Annotated in this window: 21 protein-coding genes; 17 read left to right on the top strand and 4 right to left on the bottom strand. The window is 59.0% G+C overall.

The genetic code is table 11. The features are described from left to right. From rsxB to AB1S50_RS04105, 6 genes are all read left to right on the top strand, one after another. Positions 1-618 (top strand): electron transport complex subunit RsxB, encoded by a 618-nt coding sequence (rsxB, locus tag AB1S50_RS04130; protein ID WP_367149189.1) that lies wholly within the window; start codon positions 1-3, stop codon positions 616-618. Further along, positions 615-2750, top strand: a complete 2136-nt coding sequence (gene rsxC / locus AB1S50_RS04125; RefSeq protein WP_367149188.1) for an electron transport complex subunit RsxC — start codon at positions 615-617, stop codon at positions 2748-2750. Before rsxB ends, rsxC begins: the two co-directional genes overlap by 4 nt. After that, the gene (rsxD, locus tag AB1S50_RS04120; protein ID WP_367149186.1) at positions 2741-3793 is read left to right on the top strand and encodes an electron transport complex subunit RsxD; all 1053 of its coding nucleotides are present in this window, start codon (positions 2741-2743) and stop codon (positions 3791-3793) included. Before rsxC ends, rsxD begins: the two co-directional genes overlap by 10 nt. Further along, positions 3793-4482 (top strand): electron transport complex subunit RsxG, encoded by a 690-nt coding sequence (gene rsxG, locus AB1S50_RS04115; RefSeq protein WP_367149185.1) that lies wholly within the window; start codon positions 3793-3795, stop codon positions 4480-4482. Before rsxD ends, rsxG begins: the two co-directional genes overlap by 1 nt. Next, positions 4482-5195, top strand: a complete 714-nt coding sequence (locus tag AB1S50_RS04110) for an electron transport complex subunit E (RefSeq protein WP_367149184.1) — start codon at positions 4482-4484, stop codon at positions 5193-5195. Before rsxG ends, AB1S50_RS04110 begins: the two co-directional genes overlap by 1 nt. Before the next feature lie 579 nt (positions 5196-5774). Continuing rightward, positions 5775-6482 carry a TetR/AcrR family transcriptional regulator gene (locus AB1S50_RS04105; protein WP_367149182.1) on the top strand — a complete coding sequence of 236 codons (708 nt, stop codon included), beginning with the start codon at positions 5775-5777 and terminating at the stop codon, positions 6480-6482. A 590-nt stretch (positions 6483-7072) separates the two neighbouring features. Here the strand turns inward: AB1S50_RS04105 and AB1S50_RS04100 are convergent. Continuing rightward, positions 7073-8215 (bottom strand): SO2930 family diheme c-type cytochrome, encoded by a 1143-nt coding sequence (locus tag AB1S50_RS04100; RefSeq protein ID WP_367149180.1) that lies wholly within the window; start codon positions 8213-8215, stop codon positions 7073-7075. Continuing rightward, a complete protein-coding gene (locus tag AB1S50_RS04095; RefSeq protein ID WP_367149179.1) occupies positions 8208-9509 on the bottom strand; it encodes a parallel beta-helix domain-containing protein in 1302 nt (433 codons plus the stop codon). Before AB1S50_RS04095 ends, AB1S50_RS04100 begins: the two co-directional genes overlap by 8 nt. A 338-nt stretch (positions 9510-9847) precedes the next feature. Here AB1S50_RS04095 and AB1S50_RS04090 point away from each other — a divergent pair, with 338 nt between their 5' ends. Beyond that, positions 9848-10381: a hypothetical protein gene (locus AB1S50_RS04090; protein WP_367149177.1), complete on the top strand. Its 534-nt coding sequence runs from the start codon at positions 9848-9850 to the stop codon at positions 10379-10381. Positions 10382-10438: 57 nt separating this feature from the next. Here AB1S50_RS04090 and AB1S50_RS04085 read toward each other — a convergent pair whose 3' ends face one another. Then, entirely contained in the window at positions 10439-11035 is a 597-nt protein-coding gene (locus AB1S50_RS04085; RefSeq protein ID WP_367149176.1) for a Yip1 family protein, read from the bottom strand. Positions 11036-11450: 415 nt separating this feature from the next. Then, positions 11451-12524, bottom strand: a complete 1074-nt coding sequence (locus AB1S50_RS04080) for a branched-chain amino acid aminotransferase (protein ID WP_367149175.1) — start codon at positions 12522-12524, stop codon at positions 11451-11453. A gap of 951 nt (positions 12525-13475) precedes the next feature. On the opposite strand from AB1S50_RS04080, the gene AB1S50_RS04075 reads away from it, so the two are divergent. From AB1S50_RS04075 to AB1S50_RS04030, 10 genes are all read left to right on the top strand, one after another. After that, on the top strand, positions 13476-14777 hold the full coding sequence (locus AB1S50_RS04075; protein ID WP_367149174.1) for an energy transducer TonB: 1302 nt from the start codon (positions 13476-13478) through the stop codon (positions 14775-14777). 103 nt (positions 14778-14880) lie between these two features. Continuing rightward, on the top strand, positions 14881-16041 hold the full coding sequence (locus tag AB1S50_RS04070) for a hypothetical protein (RefSeq protein ID WP_367149173.1): 1161 nt from the start codon (positions 14881-14883) through the stop codon (positions 16039-16041). Positions 16042-16058: 17 nt separating this feature from the next. Then, a complete protein-coding gene (locus AB1S50_RS04065; protein WP_367149172.1) occupies positions 16059-17270 on the top strand; it encodes a hypothetical protein in 1212 nt (403 codons plus the stop codon). A gap of 87 nt (positions 17271-17357) precedes the next feature. Continuing rightward, on the top strand, positions 17358-18917 hold the full coding sequence (locus AB1S50_RS04060) for a tetratricopeptide repeat protein (RefSeq protein WP_367149171.1): 1560 nt from the start codon (positions 17358-17360) through the stop codon (positions 18915-18917). A gap of 274 nt (positions 18918-19191) precedes the next feature. Further along, positions 19192-21288, top strand: a complete 2097-nt coding sequence (locus AB1S50_RS04055; RefSeq protein ID WP_367149170.1) for an SUMF1/EgtB/PvdO family nonheme iron enzyme — start codon at positions 19192-19194, stop codon at positions 21286-21288. 18 nt (positions 21289-21306) lie between these two features. Next, positions 21307-21582 carry a hypothetical protein gene (locus tag AB1S50_RS04050; RefSeq protein WP_367149169.1) on the top strand — a complete coding sequence of 92 codons (276 nt, stop codon included), beginning with the start codon at positions 21307-21309 and terminating at the stop codon, positions 21580-21582. Positions 21583-21668: 86 nt separating this feature from the next. Then, positions 21669-22463 carry a MotA/TolQ/ExbB proton channel family protein gene (locus tag AB1S50_RS04045; protein WP_367149168.1) on the top strand — a complete coding sequence of 265 codons (795 nt, stop codon included), beginning with the start codon at positions 21669-21671 and terminating at the stop codon, positions 22461-22463. An 89-nt stretch (positions 22464-22552) separates the two neighbouring features. Then, the gene (locus AB1S50_RS04040; RefSeq protein WP_367149167.1) at positions 22553-23857 is read left to right on the top strand and encodes an FHA domain-containing protein; all 1305 of its coding nucleotides are present in this window, start codon (positions 22553-22555) and stop codon (positions 23855-23857) included. Continuing rightward, positions 23847-24929, top strand: coding sequence for a VWA domain-containing protein (locus AB1S50_RS04035; protein ID WP_367149166.1), 1083 nt, complete (start codon positions 23847-23849; stop codon positions 24927-24929). Before AB1S50_RS04040 ends, AB1S50_RS04035 begins: the two co-directional genes overlap by 11 nt. Beyond that, positions 24926-25930, top strand: coding sequence for a VWA domain-containing protein (locus AB1S50_RS04030; RefSeq protein WP_367149165.1), 1005 nt, complete (start codon positions 24926-24928; stop codon positions 25928-25930). The genes AB1S50_RS04035 and AB1S50_RS04030 overlap by 4 nt, the downstream gene beginning before the upstream one ends. The last annotated feature ends 6 nt before the right edge of the window (positions 25931-25936 follow it).

Below are 25936 nucleotides of genomic sequence, written 5' to 3'. Positions count from 1 at the left end.
ATGCAGTGGCTGACTGAAATTTCCACTCCCCTGCTGGTCCTCGGCGGCATGGCACTGGCGTTCGGCGCACTGCTGGGTTTTGCCGCGGTGCGTTTTCGCGTCGAGGGCGACCCGTTGGTCGAGCAGGTGGACGCCCTGCTGCCACAGACCCAGTGCGGCCAGTGCGGCTACCCCGGCTGCCGCCCCTACGCCGAAGCCATCGTAAACGGCGACCGGATCAACAAGTGCCCACCGGGAGGCCAGGCGACCATCAACGAACTGGCCAACCTGCTGGATATGGAACCGATGTCACTGGACGCGGAACACGGCACGGAAGAAGTAAAGAAGGTCGCATTTATCCGCGAAGCCGAGTGTATCGGCTGTACCAAATGCATCCAGGCCTGCCCGGTGGATGCCATCGTCGGCGCCGCCAAGCAGATGCACACGGTAATCGTGGATGAATGTACCGGCTGCGACCTGTGTGTGGAGCCCTGCCCGGTGGACTGTATCGATATGGTGCCGCTGGAGATTCCGCTGCAGAACTGGCGACCGGAAAAGCCCACCGATGGCGTTGTACTGATCGCCACTGATCGCCCCGGGCCCCGCGACCCGGCCACTGACAAGAGGGATGCCGCTTGAGCCCGGAGCAGGAGACCAAGGGTAGCAGGAACCGGCAGCGACAGCTTGTCGGGGAGCGTCGCGCCGAGCGCGCGGCACAACTGGCGGCCAGCGAAAAGCAGCGCGCCCTGCAGCCAAATGATTTTCCCGGCGGCATACACCCGCCGCAAAACAAGCTGCAGTCCACCGGCGAGCCCATCGGCACAGTCCCCCTGGCGGCACAGTTGATTTTGCCTCTCAGCCAGCATGTGGGCGCCCAGGCTATTCCACTGGTCAAACTCGGCGACCGGGTACTCAAAGGCCAGAAGATTGCCGAAGCCGACGGCCTGGTCAGCTGCAATGTCCACGCACCCAGCTCCGGCAAGGTGGTGGCCATAGAGCCCTGCCCCATGACACACCCCTCGGGCCTGCCGGCTGATGCCATAGTCCTGCAGACCGACGGCGAGGAGCGCTGGTGCAACCTGCAGCCCTGTGAGGATTTCCGCCGTATGGAGCCGGTGGACCTGTTGGACAAAATCCGCGACTGCGGCGTTGCGGGCATGGGCGGCGCCGGCTTCCCGACCGCAGTGAAACTGGATCCCCACGGCGGTACCGACATCGACACCCTGATCATCAACGGTACCGAGTGCGAACCTTATATCACCGCAGACGACATGCTGATGCGGGAACGCGCCAGCGATATCATCGCCGGGATCGAGATCATGGCCTATATTCTCGACCAACCGGAACGGGTTCTGATCGGCATCGAGGACAACAAACCGGAAGCCATCGAAGCCATGCGCCAGGCCGCCGCAGGCACTCGCTTTGACGTGGTGGTATACCCCTGCAAATATCCCTCTGGCGGCGAAAAACAGCTGATCCAGATTCTGACCGGCCGCGAGGTCCCAAATCGTGGACTGCCAGCCAATATCGGCATCATCTGTCAAAATGTCGCCACTGCACGCGCTGTCTACCGCGCCGTGCGTTTTGGCGAGCCGCTGATCAACCGGATTACCACTGTGGTGGGCCGGGCGCTGGCGCGGCAGTGCAATGTGGAGGTCCCCATAGGCACCCCCATTCGGCACCTGCTCAAGCACCAGGGCCTGCACCGCGGGCTGGTGCGGCGTATTATCGTCGGCGGCCCGATGATGGGGCATACCATCGACGACGACACAGCACCCATTGTCAAAACAACCAACTGCCTGCTGGTTCCCACAGACGCAGAGCTGCCGCCACCGCCGCCGGCGCAGGCCTGTATCCGCTGCGGTTTTTGTGCCGAAGCCTGCCCCGCATCTCTGCTGCCCCAGCAACTCTACTGGTATGCGCGCGCAGACGACCGCGAAAAACTGCAGGCCTACAACCTGTTTGATTGCATTGAATGCGGTGCCTGCTCCTACGTCTGTCCCAGCCAGATTCCCCTGGTGCAATACTATCGGGCCGCCAAGGGTGACATCCGTATCGCAGAAGAGGAAAAACAAAAGTCCGACCGGGCGCGCGAGCGGTTCGAGTTCCGCAAACTGCGCCTGGAAAAAGCGGAAAAAGAGCGCGAGGCAAAACGCAAGGCCCGGCGGGATGCAGCCGAATTGGCGCGCCGGCAACAGGAGAAAAAAAGCACAGCTAGCGCCGGTACTGGAGTATCGCAGGGGGAAGCCGACGTGGTTGCGGCCGCGCTGGCGCGGGTCACCGCTAGGCAGGCATCGCCCAAGCAGCAACTCGCCCGCGCCCAGCGCACACTGACCAGTGCCGAACACCGGGTAGAGCGCATGCAGACGAAACTGAGCCAGGCGCCAGCAGACAAGCGCGACCAGATTGCGGCGCAGCTGAAAGAAGCGCAGATCAAATTGCACGAGGCCAGACAGAAGCTCGCCCAGGTGCAGGCGAGGGCCCTGCCGGGCGATAACTCCGATGAAGGCTCCGCGGCGCCCGGGCCCGATAGCACCGCTGCCACCGCAGCGATACCGGCGCGGGTGAGCGATAGGGACAAACTGGCCGCCGAAATCGCCGCGCTGCAGGCGCGCCTGGAGAAATCCGAGCGGCGACTGCAAAAAGCCAGCGCCGAGGGCCATCCGGATCTGGAGGCTTTTGAGGTCGCCAGGCAAAAGCTGCGGGACAAGCTGGAGGAAAAAGTACGCGCGCAACGGCGGCTGGCGGACGGGGAAAACTCATGTCACTGATGCGAATGTCGTCACCACACACCCGCGCCGGTGACAATACCGGTGAGGTCATGTTGCAGGTCGCCGCCGCAACCCTGCCGGGCGTGATCGCACTGGTGATCTACTTTGGCATCGGGGTACTGATCAATATTGCCCTCTGCACCATCACCGCCCTGGCCTGCGAGGCGGCGATAATGAAACTGCGCAACCGCCCGGTGGGCTTTTATCTGCGCGATTACAGCGCCTTCGTCACCGCGTTGCTGCTGGGTATCGCCCTGCCACCCTACTGCGCCTGGTGGATTCCCCTGGTCGGCAGCGCCGCCGCCATCGTCCTCGCCAAACATCTGTATGGGGGTATGGGTTACAACCCCTTCAACCCGGCCATGGTGGGCTATGTGGTGCTGCTGATCAGCTTTCCGGTGGATATGACGCGCTGGGTGGGACCGGCAGAGCTGATCCAGGGCACACCGGGGGTCGGCGAAGCCCTGGCAATGGTGTTCGGCAATTTCAGTGTGGACGGATTCACCCGCGCAACGCCACTGGAGATAGTGCGGCTGAACGAGTCGGTGCTCTTGTCGCAACTCTATGAGATGGAGCCGGTCTTCAACCGCGGCACCATTGCAGGCCTGGGCTGGGAGACCGCCAGTTTTGGCTTTCTGCTGGGCGGCCTGTTCCTGCTCTACCGCGGCATTATCACCTGGCATGCACCCCTGGCCATGCTGGCCACCATAGTGCTGCTGTCACTGCTTTTCTACGATAGCGGCAGCTCCCTCAGTGAGGGCTCACCAACCTTGCACCTGTTCTCCGGAGCCACCATGTTCGGAGCCTTTTTTATTATCACCGACCCGGTGAGCGGCGCCACCAGCAATAGGGGCCGGCTTATTTTTGGCGCCGGAGTCGGTCTGCTCACCTATGTGATTCGCGCCTGGGGAAATTATCCGGATGCCGTGGCCTTCGCCGTGCTGCTGATGAACTTTGCCGCTCCCACCATCGACAACTACACGCTGCCGCGCACCTATGGCCACAAAGCTGCGCGCCGCGCGACGGATGAGGATGAGCTGTGATGTTGCGGCGTTCCATCGCAGGTAATGCGGCAGCGCTGGCACTGTTCGCGCTGACAACCGCCGGTATTCTGGCAGTGACAGAAGTCACCACTCGCGAACCCATTGAGCGGGCCATTCGCGCCGCGTCCGCGAGGGCCCTGCTGGAAATTATTCCCCTGGAGCGCCACAGCAATGACCTGTTGCTGGATACCTATCCCATTCCGCGCGATTACTGGGGCCCCCTCGGCCTCAATGATGGTGGCGAGATCAATCTTGCGCGCGAGACCAACGGCCAGATCACCGCGGTGATTATCCCCGCCGTGGCGCAAGACGGCTACTCCGGACCCATCAAAATGCTGGTAGGGGTAAATCGGGACGGTACCATCGCCGGAGTAAGGGTCACCAGTCATAGCGAAACCCCAGGACTGGGAGACAAGATCGAGCTGCGCAAGAGCAACTGGATACTGCAGTTCAACGGCCTCTCCCTCGGCGACCCGCCCCGGGATCAGTGGCGGGTACAAAAAGACGGCGGCAGTTTTGACCAGTTTACCGGTGCCACCATCACCCCCCGCGCAGTGGTCAACCAGGTGCGCTCGGTGTTGGAATTTGTTGCGGCGCATCACCAGCAAATCTTCAGCGCACCCGTATCCAAGCGCGCGGTGGAAGTGGAACAGCCAGTGACGCAAGAAGCGCAACCGGAGAATCAGTAATGGCGACACCAGCCTATAGCGAAATTACCCGCAACGGACTCTGGAAAAACAATCCGGCTCTGGTGCAGCTACTGGGGTTATGCCCACTACTGGCGGTAACCGGTTCCGTCGTCAACGCCATCGGCCTGGGCCTCGCCACCATCGGTGTTCTCACCTGCTCCAACCTCGCCGTCTCACTGTTGCGCAAGCAAATGCCCGACACTGTGCGCCTGCCCGCCTCGGTGATGATCATCGCCACTTTCGTCACCTGCGCCGAGCTGCTGATGAAAGCATTCACCTATGAGCTCTATCTGGTCCTGGGCATCTTCATCCCGTTAATCGTAACCAACTGTGCAATTCTCGGCCGCGCGGACGCTTTTGCCAGCAAGAATTCAGCCCTGCCGTCGCTGCTGGACGGTTTTATGATGGGGCTCGGTTTTACCGCGGTGCTGATCACTATCGGTGCCATCCGCGAACTTCTGGGTCAGGGCACCCTGTTCGCCAATATGAACCTGTTGCTTGGTCCCATGGCGGAGAACTGGCAGATCTCCGTACTCGGCCCCGACTATCCCGGCTTTCTGGTGGCGGTCTTGCCTCCGGGCGCCTTTCTGGTGGCGGGCCTGTTGATAGCGGCAAAAAATGCGATTGACAACCGGGCTCAGCAACATAGGAGTCAGCAGATCGACGTAGTGCCGGGGGCCAAGCGGGTACGCACCACTGGTAAAATTAGTTAGTCCACTTCACCCTCCATTTCGCAACTGTATTTTCATTTTCCACGTGCACCCAACCGGCACAGCATCGTTTGTCATCTGGCGACTTTGCGGCGCATTTTGAAGTGAAAAGTACTTGGCCACCATAAAACCCCTGGCAAAATAGGGTTTTGATCCGGTGCAGTAGAAAGCCAGTATGAATTGCACAGGCCAGTAAATCCCAACGATTCTGCGAAATTTTAATGGACCAGGGATCCCCTATTGAATAACCCGGTTATTCATACAACCTGAGTAAGACGATTCAGAGCCAAAAATCCACCATACATAGGACCGCCGTTGACGTGTAATAGTTTGTAATCGATTTGGCGCTTATTAGCTTGTCTGTCGGTAGCCATTTAAATCGGTTTCGCTAGAATAACTCCGGCTCGCGGCAATTGAAGCACGCCTCTCTGCAATGCCGAAAGCCTACCCAGTGGGCATACAATAATCGGTGAACTGCGTGCAAGCATGCCGACACTACACCTGACCACAAGGCCAACGGTAAACCGAGCTGCCGCTGGCCCACTGAAAATACCGATCAACAATAAAAACAAGGATTGAGCCATGACTGTGGATGAAGGAAAGTCTCAGCTGATTTACCGCGGACGCCGGGCCCAACGGGCAGACAGCCGCCAGCGCCGCCGAGCCATTCTCGAAGCGACCCTGCGGCTGGTCGTAAAGGAAGGCATCCGCGGCATACGTCATCGTGCCGTCGCCCGCGAGGCCTCAGTACCCCTTGCCGCTACAACCTATTATTTCAAAGACCTCAACGACCTTATCAGTGACGCCTTCACCTATTTTGTGGAGCAGGGGCTTGAACATACCCGTCAACTGCGGGAAGACAGTTTCAATGCTGTGCGCAACCTGTCCGATGAGGATCGGGGCTCCGGCCTGGGCCGTAAACTGCTAACCCAACAACTCACCAGGTTTGTATTGACGCACGTGCGGGGCCAGGCCAGTCATCGGGAGTTTCGCCTGATCGAACTGGCGTTTCGCAATGAAGCACTGCGCAACGGCCAATTGACCCGCGCCATGCGCATGGCCAACCAGGCCACACAAGCTTTGATCCAGGAGTTTTTCAATTTGCTGGGGCTCGCGGATCCGGAAGCCGCGGCGCAGATAGTGCACGGCACCATTCTCCATCTGGAGTATCAGATTTTGAGCGGTTCCGTCGACATCGATTCACCGCTGCTGGAACGCACAGTTACCATGATGCTCAAAGGCTTGATCCCAGCGACAATTGCCACACCGGAAAAAGCGTCAACCTTTTAGCTCTCGTAAAAACTCGGGAAGTATGAAGCCCACCTGCAGCATTTCTGTGCGCACGAGCTAACTCCCGATAACTGCCACCTCGTTAACTGAATTGCACGAGCTTAGAGTTTTCTGCCAACCGATTAAATTCGTCGGCAAGAACAACTAACGCTTATATGACGCCCGACAACCGTCTGGTACAGAACAGGGATGACAAGTACTGTGGTCGCCGTTGCAGTTAATTTAAGTACAAATGCTTTACACCCTGACTATTGACCTGGCAACCAAATAAGTTGCCGGGTCAACAGGTTACAGGGATATGCCCCGCAGGGCCGGCCCGTGGCGCCACCTGGACTCTGTTGCTCCGCTCCCTAAGGACAACCAGCCTTCGCGCAGCGCCCTGCCAAGCGGTAGCACAGGCTCCGCTGAGGCAGCACCGAATTAACCAGAGGTTCCCTGGCAGGCTGTCGAAAAAGTGTTTTTCCGCAGCCTGCTGTCCCCAACAGGGATGTTGGGGCCGCAAATCAAGCATGTAACTGCTTGATTTGTCGTGGAGGGTTTACCACAAATCCGGGTTGAGAAAAGCCAGGGAGGGCTTTTTCAACAACCTGCTAAGAACAACTACCCGACATGGCAGCGATCCATTCGCGCAGCAGTTCTGCACCCTCCTCATGCGCAAGACTTCGTCCCAGTTCCGGCATCATCGCCCCGGGATCGGTGGACTCGACCCGAAAATTGAGGATGGAGTCCTCCGGGTGTCCTGGCACTATGGCAAACAAGCGATTGCCGCTGCCAGTTCCCGCGGCCACCGGTGGTTTACACAAGCCCAGACGCCGGCGGTCGACTTCCGCATGATGCAGCATCAGACCTGAAGTATCCGCCGCACCGGAAGGGTTGTGGCAGTGGCCGCAGTTGATGTCCAGGTAGGAGCGCGCACGCGCTTCCAACGGCTGAGTCGCATCCGCAAAGTCCGCATTGCGAGGAATGACTTCCGCCTCCGGCAAACCACTCAGATAGCCGATCTGCTGCCAATGCAGTAGTTGGTTCTGAACCCCGTTGGCATAGCTGTAGTCCTTGTTCAGGTGCCTTGCCCTCGGCCCCAGTGGCATAACGGCTTTTTCAGTGTGGTTGTCCGCGTGACAACCGGCACACTGGTTAGCATCGGGTACCACATAAGTGAAGCTCTGAGTTTCCCCATTGACGCCGACCAGCTTCAGCGGTGCAGCATCACCGGCGATCTCCAACAACGCATCGGTTTGCGCAGCATTCCAAACATAGGGCAATGCCTGCCAACCATCGACCCGTTTGATCAGCAGTCGGGTCTCCATCAACCGCACCCGGTCCAAATCCAGTGTTTCACCGGTTTTGCCCTGCACATAATCGCCGCTGTGATCCTCCGTGCGCAGTACCGCATCGCCGCTATTGCGCGGATAGTAAAAGGTCTTGGTAATGATGGTGCCCACTGGATAATCGAATCGCTCATCACCGTACTGTGCCGCAGTGCCCTCCGGCATCCACAGGGTGCGCAGCTTGTGCGCATAATCCGTGAATAGCGCGGTGTTCAGATCGTAAGGAACCACACCGTCGGCGAGTCGCAGTTCACCACCGGAAGCTTCAACCAGGTGCCAGTCACTGAGATGATCCGGCACCGCCTCGCGAGCGTGAATGGTGACCTGCTGACGCGGCGCATCGCAGCCACCGAGCGCGATAGCGAACAGCGGCGCCAACGCCCAACCGAGGAAAAAACTACGCATCTGCGGCCTCTACCTGGACGACGTCCACCTCTTGATCCGCAGGCTTATCAAACTCCAGTTCGATACGCGGTAACTTCGCCAGGGTACACTGGTGTGGTGCCAGTTCTGTGGAGATATTTTTAAAATCATTGGCGGCATCCACATTGACAATACCCGCATCGCCGTTGTCTATGCAGAGCTTTAGCGCCGTCGGCAACTCGCCCTCCACCAGCTTCGCCTGATCCACGACACCATCCCACAGAATATCGGGCAAGCTGCCATTAAAACCGAACTTGGCCAGCTTGAGTGCTTTCAATTCCAGGTGATCCGGGGAACTGCCACCGCCCTTGAACTGGTTGTCATAGATATAAATACCTTCGGGGTAAGGATCAAAATCCTTCTGCGTGGATTTATCAGAGTAATAGCCCGCGGTGTAATAACTGCTGACAATGACATTGGCAGTATCGTTATCGGCGATTTCGTTATTAAAAATTTCCACATTGTCATTGGAGTTGATCACTATACCGGAGCCGGCAGGTACCGCCGCTACGGGAGTGCCCTCATGGCCAAAATTGTCCACGTTGTTTGCGAAGACTTTGTTGTCGTAAACACGGGTGCTATGGCCGGGTTGCGGCAGGTTGGGCATATTGAACACCAGGATACCGCCGGTGTTATTGGTAGCAATATTGTTATACACATCCGCGCCGATGGTATTTTCGATCTCGATGCCCGCCACATTATATTCAGCGCGGTTATTGCGCACTATGACATTGCGCGACTGCCCCACATAGATACCCGCATCAGAGGCTCCGATAGCCACAGTTCCCTCCACCAGGGTATTTTCCGTTTGCACCGGGTAAATGCCATAGGCACCATTTTCGGTGGCAGGTCCGTTGGTCCATTCGACCCGGATATTACGGATAATGATGTTCTTGCCTTCATTCACCTTTAGCGCGTCGCCGATGGTATCTTCAATGGCGAGGTCCTCAATGGTGAAATCGCTGGCATTAACCAGCAAACCCTCGGCTCCCTGAATCTGGTCTTTGAAAGAGAGTACGGTTTCGTCCATACCGGCACCGCGAATGGTGACCCCGTCGACGTTCAGCGACAGACTGCGGTTCAGTTGGAATTTCCCTGCCGGCAGCTCGATCACTTGACCGGGGTGGGCGGAGATGAGCTGTTTGAGCAGCTGCTTCTGGAAGTCGGCGGAGGCAGACTGGGACTGCGGTGGTTCGCCATCGGGGTCAGATTCCGGGGCACAGCCGGCGGCTATCAGCAGGGCCAGTGACACACCCACGTATGCTGCGGTCTTCATGGTGTATTCCTTGTTATTCGAGTTTTTCCGTCCGACGCACTCGGATTCTGCCACTCATTGACTCAAAAGGTACGTTTGTACCAATTAGATTGCAGATATTGCTGGAGACGTCAGTCGCCTAAAGAGCTTATCCAATCGTTTCGCGGTGGGCAAGCGCGCCGGTGACACTGATTGTCGAGGACAGGGGTTATCCGTGGGATGGGGATGAGGGGTGGCTCTAGCTTGCCGTAGCGCCCACCCCGGGTTAGTGTCTGCCGAGTCTCTGCTTAAACGCCCAGTTTCCCGGCGGACTGAGCCGGGATTTTCTGCAACCGTCAGCCTGGAATCCAAAGATCACCATGAACGCCCGAGCCTTTCTTTTCCTGCTTAGCGCCTGCTGCAGCACGGCTGCATCGGCTGACGACCTGCTGGAACTGCAGATAGTCACTCCATCCGGTGACAGGCTCACTGCGCGCCAGGGGCTCGACAGTGACTTCGATGCTTTCAGCTCCGGAGTGATCGCGGGCGAAGAGGCCTCCAAGGAATACCAGGCCATCCGTTGTGACGGCCCCTGGGGAGCGACAAAATATCACCTGAAACTCGCAGAGGGGCCCGGCTATGTCCTGCGCGCTGAGGGCCAGCGCCTGCTCCTGCAGATTGTCGAGTATGCCGTCGTCAGTGCCGATGCCAATATAGAGGCAATGAGCATCCACTGCACCGATATGGAGCCGGTGCAGGTGGCGAGATCCCTGGTGGAAATTGAGCTGGAACGCGGAAGTGCCACATCGGACCAGCGGCAGCTGGCCAACGGTTACCAACTCCTGCTGCGCTACAACCCGGGCGGGGCCGGAACAGAGGTCGGCCGGTTGGCACAGGATATATCGACTGACTAGGGCCGGCTCACACTCACTGAGCTGGCCCTAATGCTCAAGCCCGGCATGGAGCCAAGTTCAGTGGAATACCGGTGCAGACACGAAACTCCAGAACAACACAGTTCCCACCATGACCAGCACTGCCATTACCAGTGATACGGTAACTATGGCGCTGGCGAACAGAAAACCGCGCTCTTCCGATACCCCCATCACGATGGGTATCCCCAGATACAGCAGGTAAACCGCATAGGCCGCCGCCCCGGTAGCGAGCAGAATATCCAGCCACAGCAGCGGATAAAAACCGGCGGCGCCGGCAAGGAAAATTGGCGTGGCGGTAAAGCCGGCGATCACTATACCCTTCATGGGATAAGTTTCAGCGCCATAGGTCTTACCCATCCAGTGGATGAAGTAACCAATGGCAACCACGGCCAGTACCATTGTGCAATAGAACACGGCTACCAGCGACAGGGCGCTCTCACGGGTGATACGCACCGGCTCTCCGCCACCGACACTCCAGCCCACCCTGGTGGTGCCAAAATACCAGGCCAGCGCCGGCAACAGCGCCAACACTATGACATAGGTAATTTGCCGACGGAGATTTTTTTCCGACAGGTTTCCAATTTGCTGCCACTGCCTACGCGGCTGTATCAGCAATCCGTACATATGGCTCAACATCCCGTCTTTCCTCGCTCTTTGCACGGAATTTCGGGGCGAGACCCTGAGACTCAATTTGATCTGGATACTGCCTATCAAAGTGAGAATACCGCAAACAGGTCATTCCCAAAGTTCCAGCCTTTCTTATCTTGCCGCTCCAGTTGTAGCACTTCGGTCGTTCAAGTCAACGACTGAAGGGCGACTGGCGGTGAACTTTCCCCAAGCGTTTCTGCAGGAAACACTTGGGTGTTAAAGATTGCTACAAATTGACCCGGTAATAGAGTCCGGCAGTATCGCTGCAGCAAATAATACAGCAGCATTTGGGGAAAGCACTAAGGGATACGGGTTAGCGAATATCGCGCTGGGGAACCACCGCGAAATCAAGTGAAATACAGGAAAGACTGCTTAGAAACAAAAGTGGCGCGCTCTACAACTATCAGTCGCCTAAAGACACCGCTTCAACCCTTTGCATCCAGCCAAACCGGTCTTCGGCCCGCCCCTCCTGGATATCCAGCAGGGCACCACGCAACATTTCGGACACTGGGCCGGGTACCTGGTGCAACTGGTAGCTGGCCTCGCCATCCCCCAGCACACTGATGGGGCTGACGATGGCTGCCGTGCCGCAGGCAAAGGCTTCGCTACAGGTGCCCGACTGCACCAGCGCCAACAGATCGTCGATATCCATCACACGCTCGTGTACCACCAGTCCATGATGGCGTGCGATGGCGATCAGTGAGTCCCGGGTCACCCCGGGGAGGATGGAGCCATTCAGCGCCGGGGTGTGCAGTTCTCCCTCCATTACCGCAAAAAAGTTCATCCCGGAAAGCTCATCAATGGAGCGGTGGTCGGCCGGGTTCAGCCACAGGGACTGGTCGAAGCCGCGTTGCTTCAACTGCGCGGTACTCCGCAATGAGGCCGCATAGTTGCCTCCCACTTTGGCGTCACCAGTGCCGCCAGGGGCGGCACGGGCATCCTGTCGCTCAACCCACAGGCGCATGTTTCCAGTATGGTAGGCCTCCGAAGGACTGGCGATCACCAGGAATTCAAACGCATTGCTCGCCGATACGGATAGGTCCGGCTGTGTGCCAAGCAGTATTGGCCGCAGGTAGAGGGACTCGCCGCTGCTGGCGGGAATCAGATTGGCACAGTAGGCGGCGACTGTCCTAACACCCTCCATAAACAGCGACACAGGTACCGCCGGCATGCACAGGCGCTCCGCCGAGTGCGCAAGCCGGTCGGCGTTGCGCTCGGGTCGAAACAGGCACACCTCATTCCCCCGGACCCGATAGGCCTTCAATCCCTCAAAACAGGATTGCGCGTAATGCAATACTTTTGCCGCCGGGTCCAGAGCCAGGGGGGCATAGGGACGCAGTTCACCACTACTCCACACCCCGTCTTGGCAGGTTGCGCGAAACATGACCGGCGCCATTACAGAGCCAAAACCCAGCCTCTCCGGTGGCTCGAAGCCGCGCAAACAAGCTGCAACGGCGGGATCAATTGTTACACTCACCGGGACTCTCCTGTAAATCTGACGCGCCGATTATGGCCTCTCACGGTAAGCAATCCAAATGCGCCGCCCAAGCATCTGTACTAGTGCGCACAGCACAACCCTGTTAAACCGATGCTGCTAGGACAGAAATACCAAAAATAACCGGATTGCTCCAGAAGGCCATCACGCTCGCAGGTCGTCGGGGACGGGTGTGCAAGCAACTACACTAGGGCCTGTTCACACTAACTGAGATAGCCCTGCTGCTTCAGGTTTTGTGGCCTGCAAGGCAGGAATTGCGGAGTGTGGTGAGTCCACATAAGCAACTTCTAACGCCGCAGGGCGCGAAACCAGGGGCAGCCCTTCGGGTTGTGCCGGAAAAGGCGCCACTCTTCGTTGCTCGTCGCTCATTTGGAACAACCAAACCGCGCTCCTCTTGCCTCGATTGGCACCTTTTCTGTCACAACAGGGCCAACTCCGTTAGTGTGAACAGGCCCTAGGAGCACAGGGGAGGCCAAAACCGGGAGGATATTTGGATCCACAGGTGATCACCACTCAATGCAGTTGCCTATTGACGTATTTTTTATCCTATTTTTGTGATCCATGCACGGCTTTATATTCGGACGACCAAACCGAAGTGATGTTACCCTCCGTAGATAAAAATAATAGGCGAGCCATTCCAAACTGTCCGGCAGAGGGCCATCTGCCGTTGGCTATACTCAAATTTGTACGTATCCCAGGCGCCGGATAACAGGCGCCGGGAGCGCAAACTCCAGAACGGCGCAGTTTTACACCTCCGACCACTCTGGAGACCGGAACTAAATCACTCCGGGCACCGTCAGGGATATAGGACCACACTTCAGGGAGAGAAACTCCGCGCGGCGCCAGTGCCAGAGCGGATAGCCGTGCCCAAACTCGCCGCCAACTGTGGTGGAGAGTGGGTGAAGTTCAACATGGAACAGAAGTGGTTCGACCGTGACACAGACAGATACCAGCAACAAATTTGCTATCGGCTTGATGTTTACAGCCACAGCTCTGCTGTGTGGCCGCGTCTGCGCGGAGCCTGGGTCGCGGGAAGATGCAGACGCCTATGCGCCGCCTCCTGCCTATGTCGAGGCGGCCTCAACCCCGCTGCAAACCGTCAAAAGACAGTTGCGCCCCTCCGGGGATATAGACAGATACCGCGAGCGCATCGAACAGATAGAGGCGGAATACGGCGCCTATGGCGCAGGCATGGACGAAGAGCTGCTCGGCCTTGGCACCGCGCTGCAGAGGTCCGGGGCACACCAGGAGGCGATCAGGGAATTCCGCCGCGCCATGCTGATCAATCGTGTCAACGGAGGCCTCTATTCCCTCAATCAGGTGGCGATGATAGAGCGCATGATCGAAAGCCAGATAGCGCTGGATCAATGGGAGGATGCCAACGACAACCATCAATACCTCTACTGGCTCTATGTAAGAAACTACGGCGAGAACGATCCCCGCATGCTGCCGGTGATCGACAACCTGAGCCGCTGGCACCTGCAGGCTTACGTAGAGGAAAAAGGCGGCACCATGTCAGAGCATCTGATAAGTGCCACAAACCTCTACTCGCTGGCGGTGGACATCATCACCAACAATTTCGGCGCCAACGATTTACGCCTGGTGGATGCCCTGCGCGGCCTTAAGGTTACGAACTACTATCTCTCCACCTACGACGGGGAACCGCAGGAACCAGTGGTAATCAAAACCAGCTTTTCCGGCGCCTCCGAACCACAGCCCCAGCTTCGTTCCCAACTGGACCACTATCGCTTCAACAGCTTTGCCAGCGGGAAAAAAGCCATAGCCCGCATCGTGGACGTGTATCAGAAAAACCCGCAGTCGCCCCCGGCGGCGTCCGCAAAAGCGAAAGTGGAACTGGGCGATTGGTATATGATGTTCAACAAATGGCATTCCGCCAAGAAAACCTATGGCGAAGCCTACCAGGCACTGTGGGACAATGGCGCCAGCAACCAGGAGATAGAGGAAATTTTCGGGCGCCCCACCGCACTGCCTTCACTGCCGATGCTGGACGAGGATCGGCGGCTACTGTCGGAATCCTATGTCATTGTGTCCTATGATGTGACGGCGTTCGGCAAGGCGCGCAATATCAAAATTCTGCACGCGCGGCCGTCGGATCGGGTCAGTATCCGCTCGCGGGTTCGCAACGCGCTAAAACGCGCCAAATTTCGTCCCAGATTTGAACAGGGTGAGCCGGTGGACACCAAAGGTATAGTGCAGCGATTTGTTTTCGATTGATCCGCTCACTGGCGCGGCACCGAAACCCGGTAACCCAAGCGGCGATCACCGTCCAGACAGTACCGGAACGGCGGCATTTGCCCGGCACCTCAGGAGACATAAAATGACGATATGGAAAGCGGCGCAGCGGCCCGGCCGCAAACAATCCCGCTGGCCCGCCCTGGCCTCTGCAGTAGTGGTTGGCGCCATTATCTCTGGCTGTAATACCCAGCAGACCCAGCAACAACCGCCGGCACAGCCATCCCAGTCATCCTCCTCCAGTTCGTCGTCATCGCAATCCAGTTCGCCCAGCAGTCCATCCCCCTCGCCCAGCGGCAGCCAGCCACAGACAGCGGGGACGTCTCCCGGCAGTACTCCGCGCCCGCCCGGCGCTGCGGGCAACCCCATGCCGACCATTGAATCCGGCAGGAACCCGGGTCGACAGACCAGCGGTGGCTCCGACGGCGGAGAAGATTCTGCCCGCCGCCGGGAATCGGCGCGCGACGGCTCGCCGGACCCAAGAGGGCGTGAACCGGGTGGCGCCACCCCGACATACAGCGACGCGGACACGCCGCCAGAGCAGCGGAATATGCCGCCGGACCCGTCCACCAGCGCGGAGGGACAGCCGCCGGACGAAATTGATTTTTCTGAAGAGGAATCCTCCAATTCCTCCAGCAGCAGTGCAGCCAGCGATGCCGCGCCCTCCGGCAACCCATCGTCCGCAAGTGGCGGCAGTTCGTCGTCGAGGAGCGCAGCCCAGGCCAGCGCCGGCGGCCCGGCAGCGTCCGGCTCCGCTCCCAATGAAGCCCCGGCGAGCTCCGCAGAACGTGTGGCGGAGCTGGAAGGTGAGTTCGACGCCACCATGGTCAGCTACGACGGCATGATCCTCCGCGAGCGGGATTATGTCCGCAATCGTCCCTCGGCGGATACACAGGATGATGAAGAATCCATGGACGAACCTCTCCCGGGCGAATCGCTGGAGGATCTGATCGAATCCGCTGAAGCGGAGATACCGCAGCCCCCGGGCGGTGGCCCGGAGGGCGGTGGCGCCGAGCAAAACAACTCCAGCGGGCAGGTTACGGGCCCTGGCGCACCGACCGCGGGGCGTATCGGCGAATTCGACCACAAGGGAACCACACCGGTGGTACCCGCGGATATTCCCGACGGCAACGACGACGACGTGGTGGCACGGCAAATCCGCGAAGCGGCCACCCGAGAAACGGATCCGGAGCTGCGGGAAAAACTGTGGGAAGAGTATCGCAAATACAAAAACGCCAAGCGGTAACCGCAGGGGAAATTGATATGGACTTTTCTATTTCCGGTTTATTCCATACTGCCATGGTGCGCGCGCTGCCCATCCTGGCACTGCTCGCGGCAACTGCCTGCACCACCACCGAGGTGCGTACCACCGCCTTTACCCCACTGACTGTCGAAGACGCGACAATTGCCGAAAACCGCCTTCTGGACGTGGGGGTGGTGCAATTCAACCCAGGCCTGGACCGGGTGGAAGCGGGAGAGGATACCCTGGTGTTTCCGGAGCTGCGCCAGGCGGAATCCCGCTACGTGGCGGTCAAACTATCGGAGGCCCTGCAGTCCAGCCAGGGCTGGGGAGCGGTGCGGGTTATACCCAGTATACGCACCAATATAGATGTCACCGTAACCGGTGTGATTGTTCAATCCGATGGCGAAACACTGACCCTGGATATCACTGTTACCGATTCCCGTGGACAGCGCTGGTTTAGCAAGCGCTACTCCGAGCACGCATCCCACTACGCCTACGATCGCAAACACCCCACCAAGGGGGATGCGTTTCAGGGCATCTATAACAATGTCGCCAACGATATGCTGGCGTATCGGCGCAAGCTGTCCAACCGGCAGATCGCCGAATTGCGCACCATTTCCGAAATAAAGTTTGCACGCAGTTTTTCTCCCCACGCCTTCGATCGCTATCTGAGCAGAAGTAAGGATGGCATCTATCGTCTCACCGCTTTACCGGCGGAGAATGACCCTATGCTGAACCGCGTGCGGCGCATCCGGGAGCGCGACTACCTGTTTGTCGATACCTTGCAGGGCTACTACGGCACTTTCGTCAAATCGATGGAAAAACCCTACCAGGAGTGGCGCGCGCTCAGCTACGAGGAAGTCAAGCAGATGCGCGAATTGAAACGCAAGGCGCGCAATCACACTATCCTGGGTGCCGCGGCCATCATCGGTGGTATCGCGGCGGCGGGCTCTGGTGCCGGCAGTGCGCGAGCGGCGGGTCAGGTGGGGATCGCCGGTGGCGGCTACCTGATCAAGAGTGGCTTTGACCGCCGCAGTGAAGCCAAAATGCATATGGAGGCGCTACTGGAGCTGGGCGACTCCATGCAGGCGGAGGTGGAACCGCAAATTGTCGAGTTGGAGGACCGCACGGTAACCCTGACCGGCACAGTGGAAAACCAGTATCGCCAGTGGCGCGAATTGCTGAGAGAAATTTATCAGGCGGAAACAGGGGCACTGGGAACCCAAATCTGATCCAGTGAACGCCCATGTACCTGCGTGGGCATGATCGGCAGGCGTTTTCCTGCGCCCCTAAAATAACCACAGCCCGGCGGACCCGGTATGCAACACCGCAATTCATCCTCGCAAGACGACAACCTGATCCGCCCGGCGGAATTCAGTTTCGGGGGCGAGCAAAGTGACGACACCAGCCGGGAGACCGACACCGCCCCCAAGCGTCAGCCCAGAATCCCTCCGCGACTGAAGATCATTGTGCCGGGCGCACTGCTTGTGGCCGGCGTCTTTGCCGTCTTTTTCGTGCTGCCGCAAATGGTGGGCAAGCCCACCACCAACCCGGCGATTACCCAAACCGCGACTGACCAGGTCCAGCAAACGACACCCGCGATCCGGAACTCCCCCTACAGCGACGCAGAAATCGCGCAACAGCGCCGCAAGGTACAGGAGATACTGACAGATATCCTGATACAGCAGGAGGAGCTGGAAGAGCGCAAAGTGGACCAATGGGCGAACGACGAATTTCAAACGGCGCTGGACTTCGCCAAAGAGGCGGACGGTATCTACCAAAAGCGCCAATTCAAGCGCGCCCTGGATAAATATTCGGCGTCTCTCGCGGCACTGCAACAATTGCGCGACAGTATTCCCGCCCGTATCGAACAGCATTTGGCGGACGGCCAGGCAGCGCTGGAGCGCGGCGACGCCAAAACCGCACAGGCCGCCTTTGAACTGGTGTTGACGATTTCCGAGGGCCACCCCCGGGGCCTGCAGGGTCTCGACCGCGCGGCCAAACTGCCGCAGGTATGGCAGCAGTTCACCCGCGGCCGGGACGCCTTTGCAGCCGGTGAGCTGGACGAAGCGCAGGAAGCACTGCGTGAAGCGCTGCGCCTGGATCCCGAGACCCGCCCGGCCAGGGAGCTTTTGCCCCAGGTGACCGCCGCTATCGGCGAACGAAACTACACCCAGGCGATGTCGACGGGCTATGCCGCCATCGCCGCCGGGGATTTCACCCGCGCAAAAACCGCTTTCCTGCGCGCCCAGTCCCTCAAACCTCAATCCCCGGACCCGGCCGCCGGATTGCAGCAGGCCGACAACGGCCTGGAGCAGCAGCAGATCGAGCGGCTCTTTTCCAGCGCGCATCAGGCGGAGCAGAGTGAACAGTGGCACCAGGCCGTCGCGCACTATGCGGAGCTGATTAAAATGGATGCCAGCCTTGTCGCGGCTATCACCGGCAAGGCGCAGGCCGATGCCCGTGCAAAACTCGACGACCAGCTGCAGGAATTGCTGGACGACCCCCTCTCCCTAGGTGCCAGCAAACGCAACCAGTACGCCCGCAAAGTCCTCGCGGACGCGCGCCAGATCCACAGCGACACGCCGCGGTTGCAGGGCCAGATCAACGCCCTCACCACCGCTCTGGCCAAGTCCCTGGTTCCTGTATCGGTGAGGCTCAGATCCGATAGCAGCACACAGGTGACCATTTACCACGTAGGGCAACTGGGCAACTTTCTCGAGCGGGAGATTGCGCTGAAACCAGGTCGCTATACCGCAGTGGGCACACGCGCCGGCTACCGGGACGTGCGGCGCGAATTTACCGTGGAACCCGGTGCGGAGACGCCCGTGGTGGTCATACAGTGCGCAGAAAAAATAATCAGCGCCAATAACAGCTGACCGGCAGAACCATCAAGGGTATTTTCCCATCCAATTCCTTGTACTTTTTTGCCGGGGAATGCTGGACTGGAACGCGGCGCCAGTATCTGCAATAAAGTAATTTATACGCCAACCGCCTGACCGAAAGGCATGGCCGGACCGGTTGCGGGCTAAGCTGTAGGACACGGAACAAGGCACTTGAAGGGCCTCGCTGAAACCCAGGCTGCACCCAGGATGACAGGATTGTCACACAATAGCGACAAGTCGATAAGCAGGCAGTAACAGGAATCCATAAATGACAGCGAAGGAAGCGGTATCCGCTCGCAGTGACGAGCGCCCAGAGAGGCATTCGGTAGTCATCCAGCCCGCTGACTTCTCTCCGCTGCATGAAGAGGCCGGAGGCAGAAGACTTCTGCTGTCGCCGCGCCTATTGGCGGTTACCGGAGCACTGCTGCTCGGCATTCTGATGCTGGTCTATCTGCTACTCGCACGCTCACTCATTATCGAAACCCAGCCGGCGGATGCCAATGTGCGAATCAGCGGACTGGCGCTGCCCCTGGGCGATGGCCACCTGGTGCTGCCCGGCCACTACCGTTACACAGTGAGTGCCAGCGGTTATCTCCCCAAGAGCGGCGAGCTGGAGGTAACCGGTGAAGGACACAGCCGCCACGCAGTCACCCTGGAGCGCCTGCCAGGCCACCTGCAGGTCGTCACCGACCCGCCCGTAGCGGTGCGGATACTGATCGACGGCGAGGAGATACCCAGCGAGGAGGGGCTGGCCCGAAACATCGCCGCCGGGCACAAACGCATCACAGTACTCACCGACCGCTATCTGCCGTTTACGCGCGAAATCGAAGTGGAGGGCCTGGACAATACGCAGCGAATCGAGGCGAAGCTGCGCCCGGCCTGGGCCAAGGTACAAATCAGCAGCAACCCTCCCGGTGCCACCATCACAGTCGAGGGGCAGGTGCTGGGGAAAACACCGCTGACCGCGGAACTGATACAGGGCGACCGGATAGTGGAGCTTTCGCTGTGGCAGTATAAAACAGAGGCAGTACCGGTAGCCGTGACTGCTGGTGTGGACCAGCGACTGGCGCCGGTGGACCTCTATGCCGCCGACGGCCTTTTGCGCCTTACCAGTATCCCGTCGGGAGCCAGCGTCACCGTCAACGGAGAGTTTCGCGGCCAGACCCCAATGGATCTGGAACTGACCTCCGGCACTCGCCACCAGTTGCGATTTTTCAAAGACGGCTACGCACCGGTTGTTCGCACCATCGACATCAGTGCCAGTGCAGAGCGGGATATGAGCGTCGACCTCACCGCCGTATTTGGTGAAGTGCGAATTACCAGCAACCCCGACAATGCGCAGGTTTTCATCGACGGCAAACTCGCGGGCAATACCGGCAGAAGTTTTACCCTGCCGGCGCGCAGCCACAACATAGTAGTGCGCAAGGATGGCTATGAAGCATATCGGACTACCATAGTGCCCAGTGCAAAACTGCAACAGAGCATTCGCGCGGTTCTGCTCACCGCCGAACAGGCACGCTGGAGCCGTATACCAGCGGAGATTACCAACAGTGTCGGCGGCCGCCTCAAGTTGTTCCACCCCAACGCCCAATTCACCATGGGCTCCTCCCGGCGCGAACAGGGGCGGCGCGCCAATGAAGTGCTACGCAACATTTCTCTGACCCGCCCCTTCTACATAGGCACAACCGAAGTTACCAATCGCGAATACCGCCGCTTCAAACGCATGCACAGCTCCAGCCACGTCAACGGGGTCAGTCTGGACAACGATACGCTACCGGTCGTGAATGTCGGCTGGGTCGATGCCGCCAGCTACTGCAACTGGCTCAGCGAGCGCGAAGGCCTAAAACCCGTCTATCAGATTTCCGCCGGGCGCGTCACCGGTTTCGATATCAGTGCCAACGGCTACCGGATGCCCACGGAGGCAGAATGGGCCTGGGCCGCCCGCTACGACGACAGCTCCGGCAGCATGCGCAAATTTCCCTGGGGCAACAATCTGCCCGTGCGCGAAAATTCCGGCAATTACGCCGACAGCAACGCTGCCCAACTGGTGCCAGCGGTGTTGCGTACATACAGTGACCGCTACGCAGCAACCGCCCCGGTGGGCTCCTATGCGGCCAATGCCATCGGCATCCACGACTTCGGTGGCAATGTTTCCGAGTGGGTCAACGACCTCTATACCATCGGTACCGGTCTCTCCACCCGCAGGGAGGAAAATCCTGTGGGCCCGCAGGACGGCGATTACCATGTTATTCGCGGCTCCAGTTGGCGCCACGCGGGCCTAACCGAATTGCGACTGTCCTATCGCGATTATGGTGCGGAACCCCGGGACGACGTCGGCTTCCGACTGGCGCGCTGGGTAGACTAGGGCCTAGGAGAATTATCAATGCAATTTTTACTCGTTTTGTGCGCAGCCACCCTGCTCTCTCTGCCGGTATCGGCACAGGAACAGACAGCTGGAGACACAGCTGGGCAGCAGCAAGCGGAACAGCAACCAAAGCAACAAACGAAGCAGCAATCGGAGCGGAAACCCGGGCAACAGGAAACTATTCCAGCACAGGCCCGCAACAGTGAATCCAGTACACAGAACGATGCCGATGACTACCGGGCAACCGAGGAGATCTCAGAGGACCTGTCAGTCTCCTATCCAGTGGATATTTGAAGGCCGCTAGTGGCGGCCGGGCATCAAGGCAGCAGCCCGAGCGGGATTTTTACAATGGCGACAACCGGACTTAGGCAAGACACACCATGAAATTTAAATCGTCCGATTTTTTGTTCCAGCTGTTCGCACTGCTGGGTTCGATCATCCTGGTGCACGCGATTTACGTGGCCATAATCCGACCCAATGCAGATGCTCTGATCGAGGAGCAGCTGGCCCGCGAGGCCGCGGGTGAAACCTATGTACAGCAGCGCTCACTCTACATCGTCATGCGCGATTACGAACAGGAAGCCTGTTTCGTGCTGATGCTCTGGGCCATGGCCATAATGGGCCTGAAAGCGCGCCGCAGCCTGCGCGAACGCCAGTTGCTGGACAAGGCACTACTCAATGTCAGCGAGGGCACGCCGATTTTACCGGAAGACGCCCGCGACCTGTCGCGCCCCATACAGGCACTGCCGGAGGAAGAGCGGCGCTTCCTGCTGCCGCGGGCACTGCTTACGGCCCTGCAGCGATTCGGCTCCACCCGCAACGTCGCCGCCGTCTCCAATTCCGTAAAGGAAATATGTGACACAGAGGGGGACCGCCTGGATTCGGAGCTGGCCATGGTGCGTTATATCACCTGGGCCATTCCCTCCATCGGATTTATCGGCACTGTGCGCGGTATTGGTGAAGCCCTGTCCCAGGCTCACCGCGCCGTGGAGGGCGATATCGCCGGGGTCACTGTCAGCCTCGGCGTTGCATTCAATTCAACTTTTATTGCCCTGGTGATCAGTATCGTGATTATGTTTTTCACCCACCAGCTACAACTGATGCAGGAACGGCTGGTTCTCGACGCGCAGAACTACTGCGACAACAATCTGCTGCGTTTCCTCAAGGTCAGCTAGTGGAAACCCAGGTGTAATTGTATGCGTACACAAAGTGTGGCATTTGCCGGGGTCGAGGCCAGACTCCGGCCGAAGGACAGGAGCCGGCGATGACAAAAGGTGTACTGGAAATCAACGATTGCGGCCTGCGGGTATTTTCAGGCTGCGATGAAGTGCTCGACAGCCCCGGTGTGGCGATCATAGAAGCGCAGAAAATTCTTGTGGGCACGGCGGCCCTGATGCGTGCGCGCAGCCATCCCACCCAGGTGAACAATCAATTCTGGCGCCGCCTCAGCCTCGAAACCCTAAAATCAGAGAATGCCCGCTGCCGCCACCACGCCGATCTCGCTTACTGTCATCTGCAGGATATCGCCGATCACTGCGACCTGCCGCAGGAGATGGTTCTCGCGGTGCCGGGCAACTTCACCCACGAACAACTGGCCCTGCTTCTGGGGATTGTCCGGGAAAGCTCCGTCGAGGTTGCGGGACTGGTGGATACGGCCGCTGCCTGTGTCAGTGGCGCTGCCCCCAGCGGCACACACCTGCACGTCGAACTGCAGCGACACCAGACACTGGTGAGCCGCGTCTCGGTCCGCGAACAGGCGGTGCTGGAAAGCGCCGAAACCGTCAACGACAGCGGCCTGCAGAATTTCCAGGACGCCTGGGCGCGGGTATTTACCGACGCCTTTATCATGCAGTGCCGCTTCGACCCGCTGCATTCTGCGGAAGCGGAGCAGCAACTTTACGATCTGATGCCACAGTGGGTCGGCCGCGCCATGCGCCAGGGCGAAATAATGGCGGAACTCGACGACCGCACCGCCAAAGTCAGCCTGCGCCAACTCCAGGATGCCAGTGCGCCACTCCTGTCCCGCGTGCGTGCGCTGATCGAGAATCTATCCCACCCCAAGGGTATCGTATTCGCCTCCCACCGCTGGGCCGAGATTCCCGGCGGCGCGCAGCTGGCGGAGCGCATCCACCTGCTGCCTCACAACAGCATCGCCACCGCAGCAGAGGGCCGCTGGAAGGAAATTCGTAGCGATAGTCAGGCCCCGCGCCTGGTCAAGGCACTCAGCGCCGCGGCGCCCGCAGAGGTCGTTGTGCAGGTCAGCAGCATTACCGAGGCTGCGGCAACGCACCTGCTGTTCGGCAGTCGCGCACTCGCCGCGCAGCAGCCGCTGTTTGTCAGCTGGCAGACCGGAAAACTACAGGTCACCCCTACTCCGCCACAGCACCCGGCGGCGACCATCACCAATCATGCCGGGCGCCTGGCGCTGCGTGTCGATGCGGGCGCGCAATTGGTGCTCAACGGTGAGGAGATAGCCACGCCGGTGAACCTGAGCGCTGGGGACAGAATCGGGGGCCCGGATCCGGAAGAAGTGATTACCGCAATCAGTGTGGAGCAATATGGCGCGTAAGAAACGGCGATTTACCACCTTCAGCCTGTCGTTTCTCGACATCATGTCCTGCGGCTTTGGCGCCGTAGCATTGATCTTTTTGATTATCAAACACGGCTCGGACCACGATATCGAAGTCGAGAACCAGGATCTGTCCGCAGAGGTCAACCTGCTGGAAGAGGAAGTGCGATTCGGCCGCGAGCATCTGGTTTTGGCGCGCAATACCCTGGATGTCACCAGTGATGAACTGGCTGACACACAGGGCCTGGCCCGCCGGATCATCGAGCAAATCGAGGAAATCAAAGGCAATATCGCCGAAATAGACAGCAACACGGAAAAGCAGGATATCAAGCGCCTGCAGGAAAAGCTGCGCAAGCTGGAACAGGCCAAGGAAGACCTGGAGGCGGAAAACAAAAAGCTGGGCAACAATGTGCGCAAATATGTGGGCGAAGGGGACCGGCAGTACCTGACCGGCCTGCGCCTTGGCGGCGACCGCATTCTGATCCTGCTGGACGCATCCGCCAGTATGCTCGGCGACGAACTGATCAAAATAATACGCACCCGCAACATGTCCAACCGCGTCAAGCGCGGAACGGCAAAATGGCGCCGCGCGGTGAATACCGTCTCCTGGCTGACGGCCCAGTTTCCCCAGGACAGCCAATACCAGATCTACACTTTTAATACCGGGTTCCGGGCCGCGATACCCGGTACCGAGGACCGCTGGCTGAACGTGGACGACCGCGACCAGTTGGATAAAGTCATCAAGGAGCTGGACAAGATAGTGCCCGCCGACGGCACCAGCCTGGAAAGAGTTTTCAACGCCATCAACGGTATGACGCCCCTGCCGGACAATATCATCCTGATCACCGACGGCCTGCCCACCCAGGGCATGTCCAGACCGCGTCAAAACACGATTTCCGGCAAGAACCGCCGCAGGTTGTTTAAACAGGCGGTAAAGGTCCTGCCCAAAAATGTTCCCGTCAACGTAATCCTTGCGCCGATGGAGGGGGACCCCTTCGCGGCCAGTGAATTCTGGAAGCTCGCCATGGAGACCCAGGGCTCTTTTCTCGCACCTTCGAGGGACTGGCCATGAAAAGAAACCGCAACAAGCGCAACCAGGATGAATTCAGCATATCGTTCCTGGACGTCATCTGCTGTGGCTTCGGTGCCATAGTGTTGCTCTTGATGATCGCCAAGACGGTGGAGCCGGTGATCCTGGAGGAGGCGGAACAGGACCTGGACGGACAGGTGGCGGAGCTGCGCCGCCAGCTGGCCGTGATCCGCGGCGAGACCAGTGTCCTGAACCGGGACCTCAACGCCAAACGCGAACAACTGGACATAGAACGCAAGCGCATCGCGCAGTTGCGCGGCAGACTCGACACTCTGCAGGCTCAGTTTGCCGCAAAAACCGAAGGGGAGACCGAGGAGGGGCGCGTGCGCGGCGAACTCACCGTGGCCCTGCAAAGCCTCACCGAAGAGATGCGCCGCCTTTTAGGGGATAACTACCAGCGCAAGAATAACGTGATTGGCGGTATCCCCGTCGATAGTGAGTACATACTCTTCATCATCGACACGTCCGGCAGTATGTTCAACTACGGCTGGGACCGGATGATGGGCGAAATGGTCAATACCCTGGACCTGTATCCCAACGTCAAGGGTATCCAGGTGATGAATGACATGGGGGACTATATGTTCTCCAACTACCGCAACAAGTGGATTCCCGACACCCCAGGGCGTCGCGACGCCATCCTCAAGCGCCTGCGTTCCTGGAACCCCTTCAGTAACTCCAGCCCGGTCGAGGGCATTCAGAAGGCAGTGCGAAGTTTTTACGACCCCAACAAGAAAATCAGCATCTATGTACTCGGCGATGAATTCACCGGCAAATCGATCCGCAATGTGATGCTGGCAGTGGATAGGGTGAATGCCCAATACGGTGAATCCAAGCGCAACATACGGATTCACGCCATAGGGTTCCCAATCCAGTTCTCGCGGCCACCGCACCTGCAAACCACTGGCCTGCGCTTCGCCGCCCTGATGCGGGAACTCACCTATCGCAATGGCGGCACTTTTGTAGGACTCAACGATTTCAGATAGCCGACA

Source organism: Microbulbifer discodermiae, assembly GCF_040742695.1.
Taxonomy (GTDB): Bacteria; Pseudomonadota; Gammaproteobacteria; order Pseudomonadales; family Cellvibrionaceae; genus Microbulbifer.
This window is presented reverse-complemented; position numbering and strand designations above follow the sequence as displayed.

Bases quoted from the DNA above. Each gene is read 5' to 3' on its own strand.
- rsxB (WP_367149189.1), top strand. From the start codon at position 1: ATGCAGTGGCTGACTGAAATTTCCACTCCCCTGCTGGTCCTCGGCGGC.
- rsxD (WP_367149186.1), top strand. From the start codon at position 2,741: ATGTCACTGATGCGAATGTCGTCACCACACACCCGCGCCGGTGACAAT.
- rsxG (WP_367149185.1), top strand. From the start codon at position 3,793: ATGTTGCGGCGTTCCATCGCAGGTAATGCGGCAGCGCTGGCACTGTTC.
- AB1S50_RS04110 (WP_367149184.1), top strand. From the start codon at position 4,482: ATGGCGACACCAGCCTATAGCGAAATTACCCGCAACGGACTCTGGAAA.
- AB1S50_RS04105 (WP_367149182.1), top strand. From the start codon at position 5,775: ATGACTGTGGATGAAGGAAAGTCTCAGCTGATTTACCGCGGACGCCGG.
- AB1S50_RS04100 (WP_367149180.1), bottom strand. From the start codon at position 8,215: ATGCGTAGTTTTTTCCTCGGTTGGGCGTTGGCGCCGCTGTTCGCTATC.
- AB1S50_RS04095 (WP_367149179.1), bottom strand. From the start codon at position 9,509: ATGAAGACCGCAGCATACGTGGGTGTGTCACTGGCCCTGCTGATAGCC.
- AB1S50_RS04090 (WP_367149177.1), top strand. From the start codon at position 9,848: ATGAACGCCCGAGCCTTTCTTTTCCTGCTTAGCGCCTGCTGCAGCACG.
- AB1S50_RS04085 (WP_367149176.1), bottom strand. From the start codon at position 11,035: ATGTTGAGCCATATGTACGGATTGCTGATACAGCCGCGTAGGCAGTGG.
- AB1S50_RS04070 (WP_367149173.1), top strand. From the start codon at position 14,881: ATGACGATATGGAAAGCGGCGCAGCGGCCCGGCCGCAAACAATCCCGC.
- AB1S50_RS04065 (WP_367149172.1), top strand. From the start codon at position 16,059: ATGGACTTTTCTATTTCCGGTTTATTCCATACTGCCATGGTGCGCGCG.
- AB1S50_RS04060 (WP_367149171.1), top strand. From the start codon at position 17,358: ATGCAACACCGCAATTCATCCTCGCAAGACGACAACCTGATCCGCCCG.
- AB1S50_RS04055 (WP_367149170.1), top strand. From the start codon at position 19,192: ATGACAGCGAAGGAAGCGGTATCCGCTCGCAGTGACGAGCGCCCAGAG.
- AB1S50_RS04050 (WP_367149169.1), top strand. From the start codon at position 21,307: ATGCAATTTTTACTCGTTTTGTGCGCAGCCACCCTGCTCTCTCTGCCG.
- AB1S50_RS04045 (WP_367149168.1), top strand. From the start codon at position 21,669: ATGAAATTTAAATCGTCCGATTTTTTGTTCCAGCTGTTCGCACTGCTG.
- AB1S50_RS04040 (WP_367149167.1), top strand. From the start codon at position 22,553: ATGACAAAAGGTGTACTGGAAATCAACGATTGCGGCCTGCGGGTATTT.
- AB1S50_RS04035 (WP_367149166.1), top strand. From the start codon at position 23,847: ATGGCGCGTAAGAAACGGCGATTTACCACCTTCAGCCTGTCGTTTCTC.
- AB1S50_RS04030 (WP_367149165.1), top strand. From the start codon at position 24,926: ATGAAAAGAAACCGCAACAAGCGCAACCAGGATGAATTCAGCATATCG.